Below are 19339 nucleotides of genomic sequence, written 5' to 3'. Positions count from 1 at the left end.
CCTATCTCGTCCTTGCCCGCAAGTGGCGTCCGAAGCGTTTTGCCGAGCTGGTGGGCCAGGAACACGTGGTCCGTGCGCTCAGCAATGCGCTGGACAGCGGCCGGGTCCACCACGCGTTCCTGTTCACCGGTACCCGCGGCGTGGGCAAGACCACGATCGCGCGCATCTTCGCCAAGTCGCTGAACTGCGAACAGGGCACCAGTGCCGATCCCTGCGGCCAGTGTGCGGCCTGCCTGGACATCGACGCCGGTCGCTACATCGACCTGCTGGAAATCGATGCCGCGTCCAACACCGGCGTGGACGATGTGCGCGAGGTGATCGAGAACGCCCAGTACATGCCCTCGCGTGGCAAGTACAAGGTGTACCTGATCGACGAAGTGCACATGCTGTCCAAGGCTGCGTTCAATGCGCTGCTGAAGACGCTGGAAGAGCCGCCGGAGCATGTGAAGTTCCTGCTGGCCACCACCGACCCGCAGAAGCTGCCGGTCACCGTGCTCAGCCGCTGCCTGCAGTTCAACCTCAAGCGCCTGGATGAAGACCAGATCCAGGGGCAGATGACCCGCATCCTCACCGCCGAGGAGATCGAGTCGGACCCGACCGCCATCGTGCAGTTGGCCAAGGCCGCCGACGGCAGCCTGCGTGACGGCCTGTCGCTGCTCGACCAGGCCATTGCCTATGCCGGCGGTGCGCTGCGTGAGGACGTGGTGCGCACCATGCTGGGCACGGTCGACCGCACCCAGGTGGCGGCCATGCTCGATGCCCTGGCCGAGGGCGATGGCCCGCGCCTGCTGCAGGTGGTGGCGGCGCTGGCCGAGTTCTCGCCGGACTGGAGCGGGGTGCTCGATGCGCTGGCCGAGGGCCTGCACCGCATCCAGGTGCAGCAACTGGTGCCGGGCGCGTCCGCCGCTGCCGAGGGACTGGATGCCAGCGTGTTTGCTGAACGCCTGCGCCCGGAGGTGGTCCAGCTCTGGTATCAGATGGCCCTGAATGGTCGTCGCGATCTGCCATTGGCGCCCAGCCCGCGCGCCGGCTTTGAAATGGCCGTGCTGCGCATGTTGGCGTTCCGCCCTGCGGCTGCCGTGCCGTCGGTGCCGCGTACACCGGAATCCTCGGGTGGCAGCGCACCGACCGGTACGGGCCAGACCGGGGGCGGCCTTGCTGGCAGCCACGAAGGAGCTGCACCGGCCGCTGCTGCGGCGCCAGAAGCCGCAGCGGTCACGCAGGCAATTACGGTACCCGTGCTGGCGGAGGCAACCGCGCAGACGCCGAACCCGGCGCCACAGCGCGAACCCGAGCCGGAGCCCGAGCCGACCCCGGAACCAGATCCGACCCCTGAACCTGAACCGGCTCCGATCGAGGAACCCGGGTCACCGCTGCCGATGAAGGCACAGTTGGCTCCCGAGGCGGCCACGGCCAAGGCACCTGCTGAGGCAGACGACCTGYCGCCGTGGGCAACCGACGCGGCTGGCGCGCGCGATGAAGTGCTGGCGGCCGAGATGGCAACGCCCGACGCGGCCATGGTCGCGCCGTGGCACGAGCCGCCGCCGCCGGCTTCACAGCCGGTTGCAGAGGCTGTTGCCGCGCCGGAGCGTCCATTCCRTGCCGAGGGTATCGACATCGCCCCGGCACCGGTTGCGGCAAAGGAAAAAGCCCCGCCGGCAGGCAGCGTCAGTGACCTGGCCTGTGCCGAAGACTGGCTCGACCTGATCGCCAACAGTGGCCTGAGCGGTCCCTCGCGACAGCTGGCTGCCAATGCGGCCTTCATCAGCTGCCAGCATGGGGTCTTGAAACTGGGCCTTTCGCCCGGATTTGAATACCTGCGCTCCGAACGCGCGCTGGCAGCGCTGGGCGAGGTGCTGGAAAAGTCCCTTGGCCACGCGCTGAAGATCGTGGTCGAAACCGTGGAAACCGAGCAGGTCCCGGCCGAGACCCTGCACCAGCGCGCAGACCGCCAGCGTGGCGAGCGGCAGCAGGCTGCCGAGGCCATTTTCATGGACGATCCGGAAGTCCAGCTGCTGATCCAGCAGCACGGCGCCCGGGTTGTTTCCGATTCCATCCGTTCTTTTGACGAGTAAGACGACATGCGCGGCAATATCGCCCAACTGATGCAGCAGGCCCAGAAGATGCAGGAAAACCTGCAGAAGGCCCAGGAAGAAATCGCCAAGATCGAAGTGACCGGCAGCGCCGGTGGCGGCATGGTCAGCGTCACCCTGACCGGCGCCAAGGAGTGCCGCAAGGTACGCATCGATCCGTCGCTGGCCAGCGATCCGGAAATGCTGGAAGACCTGATCGCCGCCGCCTTCAACGATGCGTCCAACAAGATCGACGCCGAGTCGAAGTCGAAGATGGGTTCGGCCACCGCCGGCATGCAGCTGCCGCCGGGCATGAAGATGCCGTTCTGATGCCCTGCGTGGCACCCGCACTGCCGGGTGCCATGCACTGTGTAGCGTCGAGCGTGCTCGATTGCCCGCAATTTCCAGTCGAGCACGCTCGGCTCTACAGAACACGCCGCCGTGTCCGCACCCCTGCTTGAACAACTGATCGATGCATTGCGGGTGTTGCCTGGCGTAGGCCAGAAGACGGCACAGCGCATGGCCTACCACCTGCTCGAACGCGAGCGCGAAGGTGGCAAACGCCTTGCCGAGACGCTGGCGCAGGCGGTTGAACGCATCGGTCACTGTGCGCAGTGCCGAGACTTCAGCGAAACCGAGCTGTGCCCGACCTGCGCCAATGGCAGCCGTGAGCGCAGCCAGCTGTGCGTGGTGGAATCGCCGGCTGACCGCCTGGCGATCGAGAACGCCACCGGCTATCGCGGCGTTTACTTCGTGCTGCAGGGGCGCCTGTCGCCGCTGGATGGCATCGGCCCGCGCGAGCTGGGTCTGGAACAGCTGGAACAGCGCCTGGCCGAAGCGGAAGTGCAGGAACTGATCATTGCCACCAGCGCCACCGTCGAAGGCGAAGCTACCGCGCACTATCTCGCGCAGCTGGCGCGTGCCCGCCAGGTGCGGCCGAGTCGACTGGCGCAGGGCCTGCCCCTCGGCGGTGAGCTGGAGTACGTCGATCGCGGCACGCTGTCGCATGCGTTCGGCACCCGCAGCGAAGTGCGCGATTGAGTCGATGCCGGGCATGCCCCGGCGTTACCGGCCTACAATGCGGAAAACACCCCGCCGAGGCCGACCATGAGCAGCGAAACCCTCTTCAGCAAGATCATCCGTCGCGAGATCCCGGCCACCATCGTCTATGAAGACGAAGACGTGCTGGCCTTCAAGGACATCGCACCACAGGCGCCGGTGCACGTGCTGTTCATTCCGAAGAACGAGATCATCCCGACCCTGGATGACCTGCAGCCATCGCAGGCGCACCTGATCGGCAAGCTGGCCCTGGCCGCCGCCGAGTACGCGCGTCGGGAAGGCTTCGCGCAGGACGGCTACCGCATCGTGATGAACTGCCGCGAAGACGCCGGGCAGACCGTGTTCCATATCCACATGCATCTGCTGGCTGGCGCGCCGCTGGGTCACTTCGGTACGCCAGGGCGTTGAGGCAGCCATCCACGCATGGCGTGGATGAAAAAAGGCCGCCCGATGGGCGGCCTTGTGCATCATGCGTACCGGGCCTGGACTACCACCAGCCCCAGCCGCGGTAACCGCCCCAGTACGGGCCATACGGGCCCGGGCCCCACGGTCCGTAGGGGTAGGGCACCACATCGACCTGGCGCTGCTCCGGCCACAGGTAGATCACGTCGGCAGACAGCTTCGGCAGGCGATAGTCGTAATCGCCGATACGGGTATTGGCGTAGCCATCGATCTTGCCGATGAAGGTCACGTCGCGGCCGGCTTCGAACACGGCCGGATCGTAGAAGCCGGAACGACAGGCGATGAAGCGGCCGTCGCTGGCATCGGAAGAGGTCGTGTTCGGACGGCCGCTACCGTTGAGCGGGCGCGAGATGATCTGGAAACAGGTCTCACCCTGTCCGGGCTTGGTTTCGATGATCCGGCCACCCCAGCGCACCGGCGTGCCGACCTGCTGGGTGGCAACCGAGTCGCGCGGGGAAACCAGGCTGAACTGTCCCTGCAGCGGCTTGGGGGCCGTGGCGCAGGCCGACAGGGCCAGGGCGGCCACGGCGGTGAGGAGGAACTTGGTATTCATGGGGAGGCTCCGGAAGTCGGGCGATGCCTGCGCAGGTCCCGCAATAATGGGGCGAGCTCGGTACAAGTGCCAGCGTAGCGTGCATCAGCGAAACGCTGGCTGAGTGTGATGAGGGCCGGGTCGGGGCGCTGTGCGTGGACCCGGCGGGCCCAGTGCAGGGCGGGTTCGTGCGGTTCGCGGCCCAGCCCCAGCCGCGCATAGCGCTGCCCCAGCCGATGCCAGGCGCGCAGCAGCGGGTCACGCTCGCGTTCGCCACGAGCCAGCAGCCACGCCATCCACGCCAGTGCCAGCAACGCGGCCATCACGAAGCCGGCCAGCAGCTGTCCGGGGCCGAGGTCGTCCAGCCCGAACGGTTGCAGCAACTGCTGCTGGCGGCGCGCGTCAAAGGACAGCACCAGTTCGTTCCAGCCCCTTCGCATCCAGTCGCCGACCTGGCCCAGCTGCACCCAGCGCTGCTGCAGTCCGGTATCGGCACCGGCCTGCAGACGGTCGTCAAGCGTGTCCAGGATGCGCTCGGGTGCTACTGCCGCTGTCGGGTCGACGCGCACCCAGCCGCGTTGGGGCAGCCACACCTCAGCCCAGGCATGGGCGTCCATCCGCCGCAGTACCCAGYAGTCGCCGATCCGGTTGTGGGTGCCGCCGGCGAAACCGGTGACCACCCGCGCCGGAATTCCTGCATTGCGCATCAGCACAACGAAGGCCGAGCTGAAATGCTGGCAGTAGCCGGCCTTGTAGTCGAACAGGAACGCATCGACCGGATCGCGCCCGGCGGCCGGTGTTTCCAGCGTGTACGAAAAATCCGCGGTGATCCATGCCAGGGCGCGACGGACCACGGCGGCATCATCGCTTCCGGCGTCCTGTCGCCACTGTCGGGCGAGGGTTGCCGTGCGGGGGTTGAAGCCTTCCGGCAACTGCAGCGCTGCGCTGCGCTGATACGGCAACAGCGTGGCATCAAAGCGTTGCGGCGGGGCCGAATGCAGACGCCACCTGCTCAGCGCGGACAACGGGCGGTCGCTGCTCAGGCTCAGCGCTGCATCAAGGCGGCTGCCTTCCGGTGCGGTGGTGGGCAGGTCCAGCGCGACCAGCTGGCGGCGGTCGGTGGGTTCGTAATCGATCTGGTAGTCCCAGCCCTCCGTGCCGTGCTCGACGACGGCAGGTGGCAAACGTTCGGTACGGCGGTCGCGTCGCCAGACATGCCCGTCGAACTGGGTCAGTACCGGCCCGCGCCAGTAGCGCTGCGCCGGCTCTGGAGCCGCGCCGAAGAACTGCGCCCGCAGGGCCGGGGTGTCGTCGGCCATCAGGTCCAGCCACTTGTCCGGCTCCATCGTGTCCGACAGCCCGGGCGTGCCGACGGCGCGTTCGGGAATGCCCCACAGCGGCGTGGCCAATCGTGGGAACAGCCAGAAGCAGGCCAGCGCCAGCGGCAGGCCGATCAGCAGCAGGCGACCGACGCCGCGAAGTTGCGCAGACAGCGGCGGTGGCGCACTGCGGCCTTCACCCTGCGCCAGCCGCTGCAGGGCAATCAGGGCACTGGTACCGGCCAGCATGGCCAGTACGGTGGTCAGCGGCCCCTGGTCGAGCAGGAAGGCCGCGAACGGTGAGAACAGGGCAAAGCCGAGCAGGCTGCGCGCATCGCGCAGGGTACGCAGCTCGCTGGACTTGATCGCCAGCATCGCCGCCAGCAGTGCACAGCCGGTATCCCGGCCTGGCCGTACCGCCCCCATCTGCCAGGCGATGGCGGCCAGCATGCCCAGCACCAGCAGTACGCGCACCGGCATCGGCAGCATGCCGCGCTGCGACAGTGCTGCAGTGATCACTGCTGCCACGGCGATCAACCCGGCCAGCGTGGTGGGCAGCTGCAGCAGCAGCGGCAACAGGGCCAGTGCGGCGCTGGCCAGCGTCCACGTGCGGGTGTTGCGGTCCAGCAGCAGGGCAGATTCAGTCATGGGGAAGCAACGCCAGCGCACGCAGGCACAGGTGGTGGTGGCTGGCGCCCTGGCCAGGGCCGATCGGCGGGTGCATCGGCAGCAGCAGTGTGTAGCGACGGCCTTCGCGTTCGGCGCTATCCACCCAGCGTGCCAGCCGCGCGATGCGGGCCTCCTGGCCCAAGGGTGCCAGCGCGCGCCAGTCCAGAACCACTTCGATGCCTATCGGCTTCTCGTATTCGCGTACCAGCAGCGCGTCGCGGCGTGCGGAGTGTTTCCAGGCAATGCTGCGCGGTGGATCTCCAGCGCGATACGGGCGCAGCTGATGCAGTTCCTCGCCGTTGGCGTGGGCGCGGGTGTGCAGTGGATCGCTGCCCTGCTGCGGCAACGGTGGCGCCTTCGCTTCTGCCAGCGGGTAGACCAGCAGGGGTTCTTCCGGCCACACCCATGACCACGCCCTCACCAGGCCCAGCGGTTGTGTGGTGGACAGGCGGATACGCGGCAGGTCCAGCCAGCCGCGGCGTTGGCTGGGCACTTCCAGCTCGGCTTCACCACGACCGTGTGCGGGCAGGTCGAGCCAGGCTTCGCTGTCGCCCAGTTGCAGGTGCAGGCCGTGGCGCGCTCGTGGGTCGCGCAGCGACAGGTCCACGCGCAGGCGCAGCGGTTGCCCGGCTGGCACCGGTTCGGCGGAAATCGCGTCGATCTGCACACCCGACAACTGCAGGTGCGCGGCGATGGCGCTGGCAATTGCTGCCGCGGCCAGCAGCAGCGCCAGCAACAGCGCAGGGTTGTTGTTGTAGTTCAGCGCACCCAGCAACATCGCGACCAGCAGGCAGGCCACAAACAGGCCGAAGCGGGTGGGCAGCACGTAGATGCGCCGGCGGTCGAGCCGTTGCGGCAACGACTCCGGCGTGCGCGGGCGTGCCAGCTGCAACAGTCGCCGGGCATGCGATGCCATCTTCAATCGACCGCGACAGTCTGCAGGATCGCGCGTGCCAGCGCCGGCCCCGAGCTCGACTCGGCTTCGCCCACCAGGCGATGGCCGGCCACCGCTACGAACAGCGTCTGCACGTCTTCGGGCACTACGTGGCCACGGCCGAGCAGCAGCGCATGTGCCTTGGCTGCGCGCAGCAGGGCCAGACCGGCGCGCGGCGATAGTCCCACGCGCACGCCGGCGTGCTGGCGGCTGCGGGTCAACAATGCCTGCACGTAGTCCACCAGCGCGTCGCTGACATGCACCTGGCCGACGGCCTCGCGCAGTGCGCGTACCTGGTTGTCGTCCAGCTGGGGTAGCGCGCGGGCGATCAGGTCGCGACGATCACTGCCACGCAGCAGCTCACGTTCCGCTTGTGGGCTGGGGTAGCCCATCGCCAGCCGCAGCAGGAAACGGTCCAGTTGCGAATCGGGCAGCGGGAAGGTGCCTGACAGATCCACCGGGTTCTGCGTGGCGATCACGAAGAACGGATCGGGCAGGGCATGCGTCTGACCGTCGAGGGTGACCTGCTGCTCGGCCATTGCTTCCAGCAGGGCGCTCTGCGTGCGCGGCGGCGCCCGGTTGATCTCGTCGGCCAGCAGCACGTGGGTGAACACCGGCCCGGGATGGAACTGGAACTGGCGGCTGCCGGCGTCGTACACCGATACGCCGAGTACGTCGGCCGGCAGCAGGTCGGAGGTGAACTGCACGCGCTGGAAGCTCAGGCCCAGGCTGCTGGCCAAGGCATGGGCCAGCGTGGTCTTGCCGAGGCCGGGCAGGTCTTCGATCAGCAGATGGCCGCCAGAGAGCAGGGCCACGAAGGCCAACCGCACCTCGTGCACCTTGCCCAGCACCAGCGCATTGACCTGGTCCTGCGCATTGCGCAGGGACTGACGCAGTTGATCGGTTAGCATGCTGGGAATGGGGGACGAAGCTGTCATGGTCGTCTCAAGTTCGGTAACCGGTCGATTCTATCCATAGAGCAATGCAGGGCGAACAACGCGCACGTACGATTTTTCTCTGGTTATGGACGCTCGTCACAGCGGCCAAGCTGGTCGTGGCCGCACGCCTGCCGTTGTTCGTCGATGAGGCGTTCTACTGGCAGGAAGGCCAGCATCTGGCTGCGGCCTATTCGGATCTGCCGGGGCTGACGGCCTGGTTGACCCGCCTGGGTGTGGAACTTGGGGGCCAGCACGTGCTTGCGCTGCGCCTGCCGTTCCTGGCCATCGGCGCAGTGCTGCCGCTGCTGGTATCGCGCATTGCGGCGCGCTGGTTCGGCAATGTTGCAGGTTGGCAGGCCGGCAGCTTGACGCTGCTGATGCCGTTGTCGGCCACGCTGGGCCTGCTGGCCGTACCCGATGTGCCGATGGCGCTGGCGGCGGTGCTGTGCCTGGACGCCGGCGCACGCCTGCTGCGCAACGTCGACGCCTCCTCGGCGGTAAAGCTGGCGCTGGGCCTGCTGATCGGCGCGCTCAGCCACTATCGTTTCATCGGCGTGATCGGCGTCGGCTTCGTTGCCCTGTTGGCGCTGCCGCAGGGCCGGCGCATGCTGACCGATCCACGCGTGTGGGTGGCCCTGGCCATCGGCGTACTGGCATGGCTGCCGCTGCTGGCCTGGAATGCCGACAATCACGATGCCGGTCTGAAGTTCCAAGTGGTCGAGCGCCATCCGTGGGCGTTCGAGTGGCGCGGCCTGTGGTTCCTGGTGATCCAGCCGATGCTGGTGACGCCCATCCTGTGCATCGCGATGTGGAAAGTGGCGCTGGCTGGCACCCGCAGCGGCGGCGGTGCGCGCGTGCAGTGGCGGTATTTCGGCCTGGTCGGCGGCGTATCGACGCTGGGCATCTTCGCACTGGGTTTTTTCACCGACGTCGAGCGCATCAGCTTCCATTGGCCGCTGCCGGGCTATCTGGCCCTGCTGGTGGCAGTGCCGGTGATACTCAACGGCTGGCCGCGCTGGTTGCGGCGTACAGGCTGGTGGCTGGCCGGGCTGGGCATGGTACTGGCCTTCGGCTATTACCTGATGGCGTCCTCGTCATCGCTGCGCGAGCAGTTGGCCGGCGACAAGTACTACCCGCGCAACTTCGCCGGCTGGCAGCCGCTGGCCGCTGCGGTAAGCGAAGAGCTGCAGCAGATGCCGGAAGGCAGCCGCGTGCTGGCTGGCAACTTCAAGGTGGGCGCCGAACTGGGCTTCCAGCTGGGCCGCGGCGACATCGAAGTGCTGCCGCATCCGCTCAACGACAAGCACGGCCGTACCGCGCAGTTGGCGCAATGGAACCTGGTACATGAGGGCGAGCGCGACGTGCCGATGCTGCTGGTGCTGTCGCCCAGCGATCAGCGTTTCCGCGATCTGCTCACCCGCTATCACGCCATCTGCGAACAGGTCGGGCCGCTGCCGCCACCGCGTGTGGTCAGCAACGACCACGGATTCCAGCGCTTCCTGCTGTTCCGCCTGCCGGTGCAGCATGCGCAGGGGCCATGCGTAGCGCCCGCACTGGCCTGGCTGGACGCCCCTTCCAATGGCGACGTGGTGAGCGGCACGCTGGCGATCAAGGGCTGGGCGTTCAAGGAAGGTGTCGGCCTGTCGCGGGTTGAAGTGTTGGTGGATGGTCGTTCGATCGGCGATGCCACCTATGGACGCGTGTTCGATATCCGCCACACATGGCCGGACAGCACCGATCCGCAGCATCCGGCTGTCGGCTTCGACGCAACGTTCGATACGGGTACGTTGTCACCGGGAAAACACTGGCTGGGGCTGCGCCTGCATGGTCGCGATGGCAGCGTGGAGCAGTGGCAGGAGCAGCCGTTCGTGGTGGAAAAGCGCTGAGGCGTCGTGCCTCCCGTGACGGGCCTGCATTCGGCTCGACGCGGGTCTGGCTCCACCTTCGGGCGGGCAGGGTTACGGCACGCAGAATCCGGCCTTGCGCAGCAATCCGCACAGCGCGATCAGCGGCAGCCCGATCAGGGCAGTGGGGTCGCGATTGTCGATGGCCTCGAACAGGCTGATGCCCAGGCCTTCGCACTTGAAGCTGCCGGCGCAGTCCAGCGGCTGTTCGATGGCCACGTAGCGGGCGATCTCCGGCGCCTGCAGCGCGCGGAAGCGCACCTGGGTCAAATCGATCGCCGAAAAATATTCTCCGTCTCGGGTGAGACTGATGGCGGTATGAAATCTCACCGTCTGCCCGGACATCGCCGCCAGCTGCGCGCAGGCCGCCTCGACCGTGCCCGGTTTGCCCAGCGGCTGACCGTTCAGGTCCGCCACCTGGTCCGAGCCGATCACCCAGCGGCCGGGATGGCGGGCGGCCACTGCGGCCGCCTTGGCGCTGGCCAGGCGCGACGCCAGCGCCAGCGGGGCCTCGTTGGCTTGCGGGGTCTCATCCACCTCCGGGCGTGCGCAGTCGAAGGGCAGGCCCAGCCGTTCCAGCAGGTCGCGGCGGTAGCGGGAGGTGGAGGCCAGGACCAGGGCGGGCATGCGGGAATTTCCAGGAGCAGGGCGCGGCAGTCTGGCTCGGCACAGCCAGYCACAGCAAGCCTTCCATGGCAGCCATTTGACACGCGACCTGCCGATCCTTAATATTCGGCGGCTTATGTCCGCGAACGTACCCGAAACGCTGGATGCCTGGCGGATGGTCGTAGCGCGAAGGCGCTTCGACGGTCAGGTGTCCCTGGCTGAATTGACTCGCCTGCAGGGGCTTGTCGCAGATACCGAAGGCGAGTGTAATTACTCGCTCGAATTCGGTCGCGACGAGATCTTGCGGGTATCCTATGTGGAACTCAGCATCGATACCGCGCTGCCGCTGACCTGTCAGCGCAGCATGCAGCGTTTCCTGCTGCCGGTGAAGATGACCCAGAGGCTTGGCCTGATCCGCGAGGAAGACGAGGAATCGTCTTTGCCGGAGGAATACGAGCCGTTGCTGGTGCCGGAAGACGGCCAGCTGCGTCCGTTGGACCTGGTCGAGGACGAACTGGTGCTGGCGGTGCCGGTGGTACCCCTGTCGCCGTACGGTGAGGCAGTCGACAAGGACTGGGCACCGACCGAAGAAGAAATTGAAAAGGCCAACCCGTTCGCGGCGTTGGCGGCATTGAAGAAACAATAGCAGCCGGTTGTCGTCGGCGGCTGCGGCGAAAGCGAAAAGTGTGCTGGACGCTGGCGTCCTGTGCGACGAAACGACGAAGCAAAACGAACCGAGTTTGGAGCAATCCCATGGCTGTCCAGAAATCCCGTGTTACCCCGTCCCGTCGTGGCCAGCGTCGTTCGCATGACGCCCTGAGCGCCAAGCAGCTGTCGACCGACCCGACCACCGGCGAAGTGCATCTGCGTCACCACATCACTGCTGACGGTTTCTACCGCGGCAAGAAGGTCATCCAGACCAAGTCTTCCGCTGTCCAGGAAGACTGATGTGCCGGAAGGTCGCTGCCCGCTGGGCAGCGGCCTTCGCCTTCTTTCCCGGGCACGCCGGTGAACGGCGGCTCGTGCAACAGGAAACATGATGAGCAAGCGGATCTACTCGAGGATCGCGGGCACCGGTAGCTATTTGCCGGAAAAAGTCCTGACCAACGCCGACCTGGAAAAAATGGTCGAGACCTCGGACGAGTGGATCCAGACGCGCACCGGTATCCGTGAACGGCACATCGCTGCCGAAGGCGAAACCACCAGCGATCTCGGCTACCAGGCCGCGCTGCGTGCGATCGAAGCAGCGGGTATCGACGCTTCGCAGCTCGACATGATCGTGGTCGGCACGACCACTCCTGATCTGATCTTTCCCTCCACCGCGTGCCTGATCCAGGCCAAGCTCGGTGTGAGCGGCTGCCCTGCTTTCGACGTCAACGCAGCCTGTTCGGGCTTCGTGTTCGCGCTCAGCGTGGCTGACAAATTCATACGCTCCGGTGATGCCCGCCATGTGCTGGTGATCGGTGCGGAAACCCTGACCCGCATCGTCGACTGGGAAGACCGCACCACCTGCGTACTGTTCGGTGATGGCGCGGGCGCCGTCGTGCTCAAGGCCGACGAAGAAACCGGGATCCTCAGTACCCACCTGCATTCGGATGGCAGCAAGAAAGAGCTGCTGTGGAATCCGGTCGGCGTCTCGGTCGGTTTCGGTGAAGGCAACAATGGTGGCGGCACCATCAACATGAAGGGCAACGACGTGTTCAAGTACGCCGTCAAGGCGCTGGACTCGGTCGTGGACGAAACCCTGGATGCCAATGGGCTGACCAAGTCCGACCTGGACTGGCTGATCCCGCACCAGGCCAACCTGCGCATCATCGAAGCCACCGCCAAGCGGCTGGACATGTCGATGGACCAGGTCGTGGTCACCGTCGACAAGCATGGCAATACCTCGTCCGCCTCGGTGCCGCTGGCGCTGGATGCTGCCGTTCGTTCCGGCAGGGTCGAGYGCGGTCAGCTGTTGCTGCTGGAAGCGTTCGGCGGTGGCTTCACGTGGGGTTCGGCACTGCTGCGCTATTGATAGTGCCAGTTACGACAACGTGAAACCGTCGTTACGGCCCCTCTGGGGCCGTAATGCGTTAAAGGAGACTGTCATGGTTGAGCCCATCGTCATCGAAGGGCAGCGCGCCTGGCTGAAGCAGTACGGCGAAGGAAGCCGAGCAGTGGCCCTGGGCCTGCTCAATTTTGTTGCCCGCCGGTTCCATCTCGATGCCCTGCGCCCGCCGCCGCACCGCGGTGGCGACGCCGCGCGCGAAACCGAGGCCCGCCGTCTGTCTGAATTGCAGGCGCAGGGAGTGAACGTGCCCCCGGTGATCGGCAGTGGCCATGCCGCGCTGGTGATCGGCGACAACGGCAGCTCGTTCAATACCTGCCTGCGTGAAGCCGATGACGCCGGCCGCGATCGCCTTGTGGCTGCGGCGATGCAGGCCATTGCCGAAGCGCACGGTCGTGGCGCCTATTTTGGCCAGCCGCTGCCGCGCAACCTCACCTGGGATGGCCAGAACGTCGGTTTCATCGACTTTGAAGAAGATCCGCTGGAAGTCATGGACCTGGCCGAGGCGCAGGCGCGTGACTGGCTGATGTTCGGCTACGGCGTGGCCAAGTACTACGCCGACCGCCCTGAAACCCTGCAGGCGATGATGGCCGAGGCGATGAACGGCGTGCAGGCACCGGTGCGTGCGCACGTGCACGCCGTCAGTGGCCGTCTGCAGCGCCTGGCGCGGGTGTGCATGAAGCTGGGGCGGTCGGCGCGCGCGCTGGCCCACTCCATCTTCATCACCCACGGTGCCACCACGCTGGGCCTGCTGATGGTGGTCGGCCTGTGCATGGACTGGTTTGCCGACGGCGAGCTGGACATCCTGCAGCTGCTCTGCTGACAGCGGGGCAGCTCGCAGCGTCAGGTAGTGCCGGCCGCTGGCCGGCATCACCCGCTGGCCGATCCGGCAGGCCGCCTCCATACGCGTGCATACGCGCACGTACAGACGACACGGCATGTTCCCCCTTATCATGGCCCGCTTCGATTGCAACAAGCGGATGACCGCGTGACCGTATCCACCCTCGCTTTTGTCTTCCCCGGTCAGGGCTCGCAGTCTGTGGGCATGCTGGCCGAGCTGGCCGAACTGCACCCGCAGGTGCGTGAGGCCTTCACCGAGGCATCCGATGGTGCCGGCGTCGACCTGTGGGCGTTGTCCCAGGGCGGCCCGGAGGAAATGCTCAACCGTACCGAATACACCCAGCCGGCCCTGCTGGCCGCCAGCATCGGCGCGTGGCGCGCCTGGAATGCCGTGGGCGGTCCGCGTCCGTCGGTTCTGGCTGGCCACAGCCTGGGTGAGTACACCGCCCTGGTCGCCGCTGGCGCCCTCAGCCTGCACGACGGTGCGCACCTGGTGCGCCTGCGCGGCCAGCTGATGCAGGACGCCGCTCCCGCAGGTGTCGGCGCGATGGCCGCCGTGCTCGGTGCCGAAGACCAGCTGGTGCTGGACGTCTGCGCAGAAGCTGCCGGCAGCCAGGTGGTCGTTCCGGCCAACTTCAACTCGCCGGGCCAGATCGTGATCGGCGGCGACGCTGCCGCGGTCGACCGCGCGCTGGCGCTGCTGGCCGAGAAGGGCGTGCGCAAGGCGGTCAAGCTGGCCGTCAGCGTGCCCTCGCATACCCCGCTGATGCGCGAAGCCGCCAACCGTCTGGCCGAAGTGATGGCTGGCCTGTCCTGGCAGCTGCCGCAGCTGCCGGTGGTGCAGAACGTCGACGCCAAGGTGCACGACGGTGTGGACGCGATCCGCGCCGCGCTGGTGCAGCAGTTGTACCAGCCCGTGCAGTGGACCGGCTGCGTGCAGGCGCTGGCCGCCCGTGGCGTCACCCGGATCGCCGAATGCGGCCCGGGCAAGGTGCTGACCGGTCTGGTCAAGCGCATCGACAAGGCCATCGATGGCCGTTCCCTGGCCACCCCGGGCGACTTCGAAACCGCCCGCGAGACGTGGTCGGCCTGATTGCCCCTGTTCCTGCCGACCGTGCCGGTGGCCGCTGCAAGCGGCACGGGTGCGGCGGCCGCCCCAGCCTGAGGAAAACATCATGAGCAAGCCCCTGCAGGGTGAAATCGCACTGGTCACCGGTGCCAGCCGCGGCATTGGTGCCGCCATCGCCGATCTGCTGGCCGCCCAGGGCGCCACCGTCATCGGCACCGCGACCACCGATTCCGGCGCCGCCGCAATCGGCGAACGCTTGGCCGCCCACGGTGGTCATGGCCGCGCGCTGAACGTCACCGACGCTGCCGCGCTCGATGCCGTGCTTGACGGTATCGCCAAGGAATTCGGCCCGATCTCGATCCTGGTCAACAACGCCGGCATCACCCGCGACAACCTGCTGATGCGCATGAAGGAAGACGATTGGGCGTCGATCATCGACACCAACCTGACCAGCGTGTTCCGCACCAGCAAGGCCGTCATGCGCGGCATGATGAAGGCGCGCAAGGGCCGCATCATCAACATCGCCTCGGTGGTGGGTGTGACCGGCAATGCCGGCCAGGCCAACTATGCCGCCGCCAAGGCCGGCATCATCGGTTTCTCCAAGTCGCTGGCCAAGGAAATCGGCTCGCGCGGCGTCACCGTCAATGTGGTCGCGCCGGGGTTCATCGACACCGACATGACCAAGGCGCTGCCGGAAGAAGCGCGTACCGCGCTGATCGGCGACATCGCCCTCGAACGCCTGGGTTCGCCGGAGGACATCGCCCATGCGGTGGCCTTCCTGGCCAGCCCGGCTGCCGGCTACATCACCGGCGAAACTCTCCATGTGAACGGCGGCATGTACATGCCGTAAGCAAGGGGCGCAGGGATCGCGCCGCAAGTGGTTGATCTGCGAGGATTTTTGCTGCAATGCAAGGTCACGCCGGTTTCCACTACACTATCCCACGGCCATCGCCTTTGATGGCGACCACTTTTGAACCACTACTCCATCTGGAGCGATATCCCATGAGCACCATCGAAGAACGCGTCAAGAAAATCGTCATCGAACAGCTTGGCGTCAAGGAAGAAGAAGTCACCAACAGCGCATCGTTCGTCGATGACCTGGGTGCTGACTCGCTGGACACCGTCGAGCTGGTGATGGCGCTGGAAGAAGAATTCGAGTGCGAGATCCCGGACGAAGAAGCCGAGAAGATCAGCACCGTGCAGGCTGCGATCACCTACATCACGGCCCACGTCAAGGCCTGATGCAGGACGTCAGTGCGCGTGCGGGCGTTGAGCTCGCCGCGCACGACACCCCATGGGGCCGCTGTTTGCGGCCCCGTGTGTTTGCGTACCACACCGAAGTAAACCGCGTTACCCGCAAAGAACGTTCGGGTCAGGAGAATCAGCAATGAAGCGTCGCGTCGTCGTAACCGGCCTGGGTATGGTCTCGCCGTTGGGCAATGATCTGGCCAGCAGCTGGGAAGGCATCACCCACGGTCGTTCGGGCATCGGTCCGCTGACCAACGTTTCTGATGCCTACCTGGAACGGTTCACCACCAAGATCGCAGGTGAGGTCAAAGGCTTTGACATCACCGCCGACAATGAACTGTTCGGCAAGTACCGGGTCAGCGGCAAGGATGCCAAGAAGATGGACCCGTTCATCCATTACGGCCTCGGTGCCGCCTTCATGGCCCTGCATGATTCGGGCCTGGAGATCACCGACGCCAACGCCGACCGCATTGGCGCCATCGTTGGCGCCGGCATCGGCGGCCTGCTCGGCATCGAAGAGCAGACCATCGAGTTCCACGAGGGGAAGAAGATCTCTCCCTTCTACGTGCCCAAGACCATCATCAACATGCTGCCGGGCCAGCTGAGCATCATCAGTGGCCTGAAGGGCCCGTCGTTCTCGGCGGTCTCGGCGTGCGCCACCTCCAACCATTCCATCGGCACCGCCATGCGCATGATCCAGTACGGCGAYGCSGACGTGATGGTGGCCGGCGGTGCAGAGCGCGGCTCCTCGCCGACGGCGCTGGGCGGCTTCTGCGCGATGAAGGCGATGAGCACCCGCAACGACGCTCCGGAACAGGCCTCGCGCCCGTGGGACAAGGACCGTGACGGCTTCGTGCTCGGCGACGGCGCCGGCATCCTCATCCTGGAGGAGTACGAGCACGCCAAGGCACGTGGCGCGAAGATCTACTGCGAACTGGCCGGTTTCGGTGCCAGCTCCGACGCGTACCACATGACCGCGCCGAGCGAGAACGGCGAAGGCGCTGCGCGCTGCATGACCATGGCCATGAAGGACGCCGGTGTCACCCCGGACCAGGTCGGCTACCTCAACGCACATGGCACCTCGACCCCGCTGGGCGACCTCGGCGAGACCATGGCGATGAAGACCGCCTTCGGCGACCACGCCTACAAGATGATGGTCAGCTCCACCAAGTCGATGACCGGCCACCTGCTCGGCGCTGCCGGCGGCGTGGAAGCGATCTTCTCGGTGCTGGCAATGCGCGACAACGTGATTCCGCCGACCATCAACCTGCAGCAGCCGGGCGAAGGCTGCGACCTGGACTACGTGCCCAACGAAGCACGCCAGGCCAAGGTCGACGTGGTGATGTCCAATGGCTTCGGTTTCGGCGGCACCAACGGCACGCTGATCTTCAAGCGCGTCTGATCGCTCCTGTAGGGTCGAGCCATGCTCGGCTCGGCCAACCACGAGGCCGCCGCAAGGCGGCTTCCGTGTATCCGTCTCCCGAACTGGCTGCCATGACCCACGCCCCGCTGATCCACTCGCTGCCGCACCCGATCGACCTGCTGGCCCTGCAGCAGCGCGAGCCTGCGCGTTTCCCGCTGCTGATGGAGTCCACCGCATCGGGCACCGCGCAGGGCCGCTGGAGCCTGCTGCTGGCCGCGCAGGGCGACACCCTGCAGCTGGACGCCGATGGCCAGGTGCGCGACCAGCACGGCGCGGTGCAGCCCGGCAGCTTCCTGCAGGCGCTGGACCGCGCATGGCAGGCACAGCGGTTGCCGCACGACGGCGGCCACGCGTTGCCGTTCCGCGGTGGCTGGGCGCTGATGCTCGATTACGAAGTGGCCAGCCAGGTCGAACCGGTGCTGCCGGCGCGCGCGCGCGATGACGGCCGGCCGACCGCACTTGCCCTGCGCTGCCCGGCCGCCGTGCTGCATGACCACCAGGCCGACGCCAGCTTCCTCATTGCCGAAGCGGGCGAGCAAGCGCTGCTGGACTCGCTGGTCGCGCTGGTAGCGGGTGAACTGCCGCCGGCCGGGCAGGGCTGGCAGCCGCCGCAGTCGGTCAGCGAAGACGAGCCACAGCGCTTCACCGAGGGCGTGCGCCGGGTGATCGAATACCTTCGCGCCGGCGATGTGTTCCAGGTGAACCTGTCGCGACGCTGGAGCGCACACTTCGCAGCGCCGGTCAGCCCGCAGGCGCTGTACGCGCAGCTGCGACGGGCCAATCCGGCGCCGTTTGCCGGCCTGTTCAGTGCGCACGGCCGGCATGTGGTCAGCTCGTCGCCGGAACGGCTGGTATCGGTGCATGGCGGCCACGCGCAGACCCGCCCGATCGCCGGCACCCGTCCGCGCTTCGAGGGCGACGACGATGCCGCGCGCATCCAGGAGCTGGTCGGCCATCCCAAGGAGCGCGCCGAGCACGTGATGCTGATCGACCTGGAGCGCAACGATCTCGGGCGCATCTGCTTGCCCGGCACGGTCGTCGTGGATGAGCTGATGACCGTGGAAAGCTACGCCCACGTGCACCACATCGTCAGCAACGTCAGCGGCCACCTGCGCGCGGACGTGACCCCAGGCGAAGTGATCGCCGCCACTTTCCCTGGCGGCACCATCACCGGCTGCCCGAAGGTGCGCTGCATGCAGATCATCAGCGAGCTGGAGCAGGTGCCGCGCGGCGCGTACACCGGTGCGTTCGGCTGGCTGAACCGCGATGGCGACCTGGACCTGAACATCCTGATCCGCACCGCCGAAGTGGACGGCAGCGAGGTCAGCTTCCGCACCGGAGCCGGCATCGTGGTCGATTCGGACCCGGACAAGGAACTGGACGAAACCCGGGCCAAGGCCCGCGGCCTGCTGCGGGCGCTGGGGCAGCAGGGCTGAGGGGCGGCCCCGCCGGTATGGCCCGGCGGGGTGGGTGCCGACCGTTGGTCGGCACGGATGCCTCCATGGCGGGTCATCCACGCATGGCGTGGATCTACTGGAGATGGCGGGTGGGTGCCGACCGTTGGTCGGCACGGATGCGTGGCTCCGATCATGACCCCACACCACCGGCACGGTATCCTGCACGACGGAATCGAGTTCAGAGGTAGTCCATGGCGGGAGCCAAGCGCGGGTGTCTGTTGGTGGTAACGCTGCTGCTGGTGCTGGCCGCCATCGTGGCCGGCGCGGGCGCGTGGTTCTTCTACAAGCAGAGCCAGTTTGCCGACGTGCCGTTGACCCCCAGTGCGGACAGCGTGGTCATCGCCAGCGGCGATGGCATGAACAGCGTGCTGCGCAAGCTGCGCGAGGCCGGCGTGGACGAGGGCCAGGACACCCAGTGGCAGCTGCTGGCGCGCCAGCTGGACGCCGCCGGCAAGCTGAAGGTGGGCGAGTACGCACTGAGCAAGGACCTGACCCCGCGCGAGCTGCTGCTGCGCATGCGCGCGGGCAAGGTGCTGCAGCACCGCGTCACCATCATCGAAGGCTGGAACATCCGCCAGCTGCGCGCCGCGCTCAAACGCGCTGATCCGCTGCTGCACACCACCGACACCCTCGATGACGCAGCACTGATGGACCGCCTCGGTTTCGCCGGCCAGCATCCGGAAGGCCGCTTCCTGCCGGAGACCTACGTCTACCAGCGCGGCGACAGTGACCTGGACATACTCAAGCGTGCCCACGG

Annotated in this window: 20 protein-coding genes; 15 read left to right on the top strand and 5 right to left on the bottom strand. The window is 66.8% G+C overall.

Features of this window, described 5'->3' with window-relative positions; translation table 11 throughout:
* From dnaX to AB4Y84_RS01185, 4 genes are all read left to right on the top strand, one after another.
* The coding region (gene dnaX / locus AB4Y84_RS01200; protein WP_442249684.1) for a DNA polymerase III subunit gamma/tau at window positions 1–2075 on the top strand (2075 nt) is incomplete at its 5' end.
* A gap of 6 nt (window positions 2076–2081) precedes the next feature.
* A complete protein-coding gene (locus AB4Y84_RS01195; protein ID WP_025879376.1) occupies window positions 2082–2402 on the top strand; it encodes a YbaB/EbfC family nucleoid-associated protein in 321 nt (106 codons plus the stop codon).
* Between the two features lie 111 nt (window positions 2403–2513).
* On the top strand, window positions 2514–3113 hold the full coding sequence (gene recR / locus AB4Y84_RS01190; RefSeq protein WP_025879377.1) for a recombination mediator RecR: 600 nt from the start codon (window positions 2514–2516) through the stop codon (window positions 3111–3113).
* Between the two features lie 66 nt (window positions 3114–3179).
* Window positions 3180–3539 carry a histidine triad nucleotide-binding protein gene (locus tag AB4Y84_RS01185; protein WP_176021598.1) on the top strand — a complete coding sequence of 120 codons (360 nt, stop codon included), beginning with the start codon at window positions 3180–3182 and terminating at the stop codon, window positions 3537–3539.
* Between the two features lie 79 nt (window positions 3540–3618).
* On the opposite strand, the gene AB4Y84_RS01180 is transcribed toward AB4Y84_RS01185, so the two are convergent.
* Genes AB4Y84_RS01180 through AB4Y84_RS01165 form a run of 4 tightly spaced genes read right to left on the bottom strand, consistent with a single transcriptional unit; the run spans window position 3619 to window position 7985 of the window.
* Entirely contained in the window at window positions 3619–4146 is a 528-nt protein-coding gene (locus tag AB4Y84_RS01180; RefSeq protein ID WP_223494354.1) for a Slp family lipoprotein, read from the bottom strand.
* Entirely contained in the window at window positions 4143–6092 is a 1950-nt protein-coding gene (locus AB4Y84_RS01175) for a transglutaminase family protein (RefSeq protein WP_442249683.1), read from the bottom strand. Before AB4Y84_RS01175 ends, AB4Y84_RS01180 begins: the two co-directional genes overlap by 4 nt.
* Window positions 6085–7029, bottom strand: a complete 945-nt coding sequence (locus AB4Y84_RS01170) for a DUF58 domain-containing protein (protein ID WP_312110732.1) — start codon at window positions 7027–7029, stop codon at window positions 6085–6087. The genes AB4Y84_RS01175 and AB4Y84_RS01170 overlap by 8 nt, the downstream gene beginning before the upstream one ends.
* 2 nt (window positions 7030–7031) lie before the next feature.
* Window positions 7032–7985, bottom strand: coding sequence for an AAA family ATPase (locus AB4Y84_RS01165; RefSeq protein ID WP_312110733.1), 954 nt, complete (start codon window positions 7983–7985; stop codon window positions 7032–7034).
* A 44-nt stretch (window positions 7986–8029) separates the two neighbouring features.
* On the opposite strand from AB4Y84_RS01165, the gene AB4Y84_RS01160 reads away from it, so the two are divergent.
* Window positions 8030–9871: a glycosyltransferase family 39 protein gene (locus tag AB4Y84_RS01160; protein ID WP_442243920.1), complete on the top strand. Its 1842-nt coding sequence runs from the start codon at window positions 8030–8032 to the stop codon at window positions 9869–9871.
* Between the two features lie 72 nt (window positions 9872–9943).
* On the opposite strand, the gene AB4Y84_RS01155 is transcribed toward AB4Y84_RS01160, so the two are convergent.
* Window positions 9944–10516, bottom strand: coding sequence for a Maf family protein (locus AB4Y84_RS01155; RefSeq protein ID WP_363730142.1), 573 nt, complete (start codon window positions 10514–10516; stop codon window positions 9944–9946).
* 115 nt (window positions 10517–10631) lie between these two features.
* Here AB4Y84_RS01155 and AB4Y84_RS01150 point away from each other — a divergent pair, with 115 nt between their 5' ends.
* From AB4Y84_RS01150 to AB4Y84_RS01105, 10 genes are all read left to right on the top strand, one after another.
* On the top strand, window positions 10632–11141 hold the full coding sequence (locus AB4Y84_RS01150) for a YceD family protein (protein WP_312787669.1): 510 nt from the start codon (window positions 10632–10634) through the stop codon (window positions 11139–11141).
* A gap of 107 nt (window positions 11142–11248) precedes the next feature.
* A complete protein-coding gene (rpmF, locus tag AB4Y84_RS01145; RefSeq protein WP_025879386.1) occupies window positions 11249–11443 on the top strand; it encodes a 50S ribosomal protein L32 in 195 nt (64 codons plus the stop codon).
* A 91-nt stretch (window positions 11444–11534) separates the two neighbouring features.
* Window positions 11535–12512 (top strand): beta-ketoacyl-ACP synthase III, encoded by a 978-nt coding sequence (locus AB4Y84_RS01140; RefSeq protein WP_442249682.1) that lies wholly within the window; start codon window positions 11535–11537, stop codon window positions 12510–12512.
* Window positions 12513–12585: 73 nt separating this feature from the next.
* Complete coding sequence (locus AB4Y84_RS01135) at window positions 12586–13368, top strand: serine/threonine protein phosphatase (RefSeq protein WP_312787665.1); 783 nt, start codon at window positions 12586–12588, stop codon at window positions 13366–13368.
* Window positions 13369–13533: 165 nt separating this feature from the next.
* Window positions 13534–14478, top strand: coding sequence for an ACP S-malonyltransferase (gene fabD / locus AB4Y84_RS01130; protein ID WP_025874079.1), 945 nt, complete (start codon window positions 13534–13536; stop codon window positions 14476–14478).
* Window positions 14479–14560: 82 nt separating this feature from the next.
* Window positions 14561–15304, top strand: a complete 744-nt coding sequence (gene fabG, locus AB4Y84_RS01125) for a 3-oxoacyl-ACP reductase FabG (protein WP_025874078.1) — start codon at window positions 14561–14563, stop codon at window positions 15302–15304.
* A 152-nt stretch (window positions 15305–15456) separates the two neighbouring features.
* Complete coding sequence (gene acpP / locus AB4Y84_RS01120; protein ID WP_025874077.1) at window positions 15457–15696, top strand: acyl carrier protein; 240 nt, start codon at window positions 15457–15459, stop codon at window positions 15694–15696.
* Between the two features lie 145 nt (window positions 15697–15841).
* Window positions 15842–17104, top strand: coding sequence for a beta-ketoacyl-ACP synthase II (gene fabF, locus AB4Y84_RS01115; RefSeq protein ID WP_164281031.1), 1263 nt, complete (start codon window positions 15842–15844; stop codon window positions 17102–17104).
* A 92-nt stretch (window positions 17105–17196) separates the two neighbouring features.
* Window positions 17197–18561 (top strand): aminodeoxychorismate synthase component I, encoded by a 1365-nt coding sequence (locus AB4Y84_RS01110; protein WP_442243917.1) that lies wholly within the window; start codon window positions 17197–17199, stop codon window positions 18559–18561.
* A gap of 212 nt (window positions 18562–18773) precedes the next feature.
* The coding region (locus AB4Y84_RS01105) for an endolytic transglycosylase MltG (protein WP_442249681.1) at window positions 18774–19339 on the top strand (566 nt) is incomplete at its 3' end.

The sequence above is a fragment of the Stenotrophomonas sp. 2YAF22 genome (genome assembly GCF_052114665.1).
Lineage (GTDB): Bacteria > Pseudomonadota > Gammaproteobacteria > Xanthomonadales > Xanthomonadaceae > Stenotrophomonas > Stenotrophomonas indicatrix.
The sequence above is the reverse complement of the archived record's forward strand: the minus strand, read 5'-3'. Positions and strand labels throughout refer to the sequence as shown.

Bases quoted from the DNA above. Each gene is read 5' to 3' on its own strand.
- acpP (WP_025874077.1), top strand. From the start codon at position 15,457: ATGAGCACCATCGAAGAACGCGTCAAGAAAATCGTCATCGAACAGCTT.
- fabG (WP_025874078.1), top strand. From the start codon at position 14,561: ATGAGCAAGCCCCTGCAGGGTGAAATCGCACTGGTCACCGGTGCCAGC.
- AB4Y84_RS01195 (WP_025879376.1), top strand. From the start codon at position 2,082: ATGCGCGGCAATATCGCCCAACTGATGCAGCAGGCCCAGAAGATGCAG.
- AB4Y84_RS01155 (WP_363730142.1), bottom strand. From the start codon at position 10,516: ATGCCCGCCCTGGTCCTGGCCTCCACCTCCCGCTACCGCCGCGACCTG.
- rpmF (WP_025879386.1), top strand. From the start codon at position 11,249: ATGGCTGTCCAGAAATCCCGTGTTACCCCGTCCCGTCGTGGCCAGCGT.
- AB4Y84_RS01165 (WP_312110733.1), bottom strand. From the start codon at position 7,985: ATGACAGCTTCGTCCCCCATTCCCAGCATGCTAACCGATCAACTGCGT.
- AB4Y84_RS01135 (WP_312787665.1), top strand. From the start codon at position 12,586: ATGGTTGAGCCCATCGTCATCGAAGGGCAGCGCGCCTGGCTGAAGCAG.
- AB4Y84_RS01160 (WP_442243920.1), top strand. From the start codon at position 8,030: ATGCAGGGCGAACAACGCGCACGTACGATTTTTCTCTGGTTATGGACG.
- AB4Y84_RS01150 (WP_312787669.1), top strand. From the start codon at position 10,632: ATGTCCGCGAACGTACCCGAAACGCTGGATGCCTGGCGGATGGTCGTA.
- AB4Y84_RS01170 (WP_312110732.1), bottom strand. From the start codon at position 7,029: ATGGCATCGCATGCCCGGCGACTGTTGCAGCTGGCACGCCCGCGCACG.
- AB4Y84_RS01185 (WP_176021598.1), top strand. From the start codon at position 3,180: ATGAGCAGCGAAACCCTCTTCAGCAAGATCATCCGTCGCGAGATCCCG.
- AB4Y84_RS01180 (WP_223494354.1), bottom strand. From the start codon at position 4,146: ATGAATACCAAGTTCCTCCTCACCGCCGTGGCCGCCCTGGCCCTGTCG.
- AB4Y84_RS01110 (WP_442243917.1), top strand. From the start codon at position 17,197: ATGACCCACGCCCCGCTGATCCACTCGCTGCCGCACCCGATCGACCTG.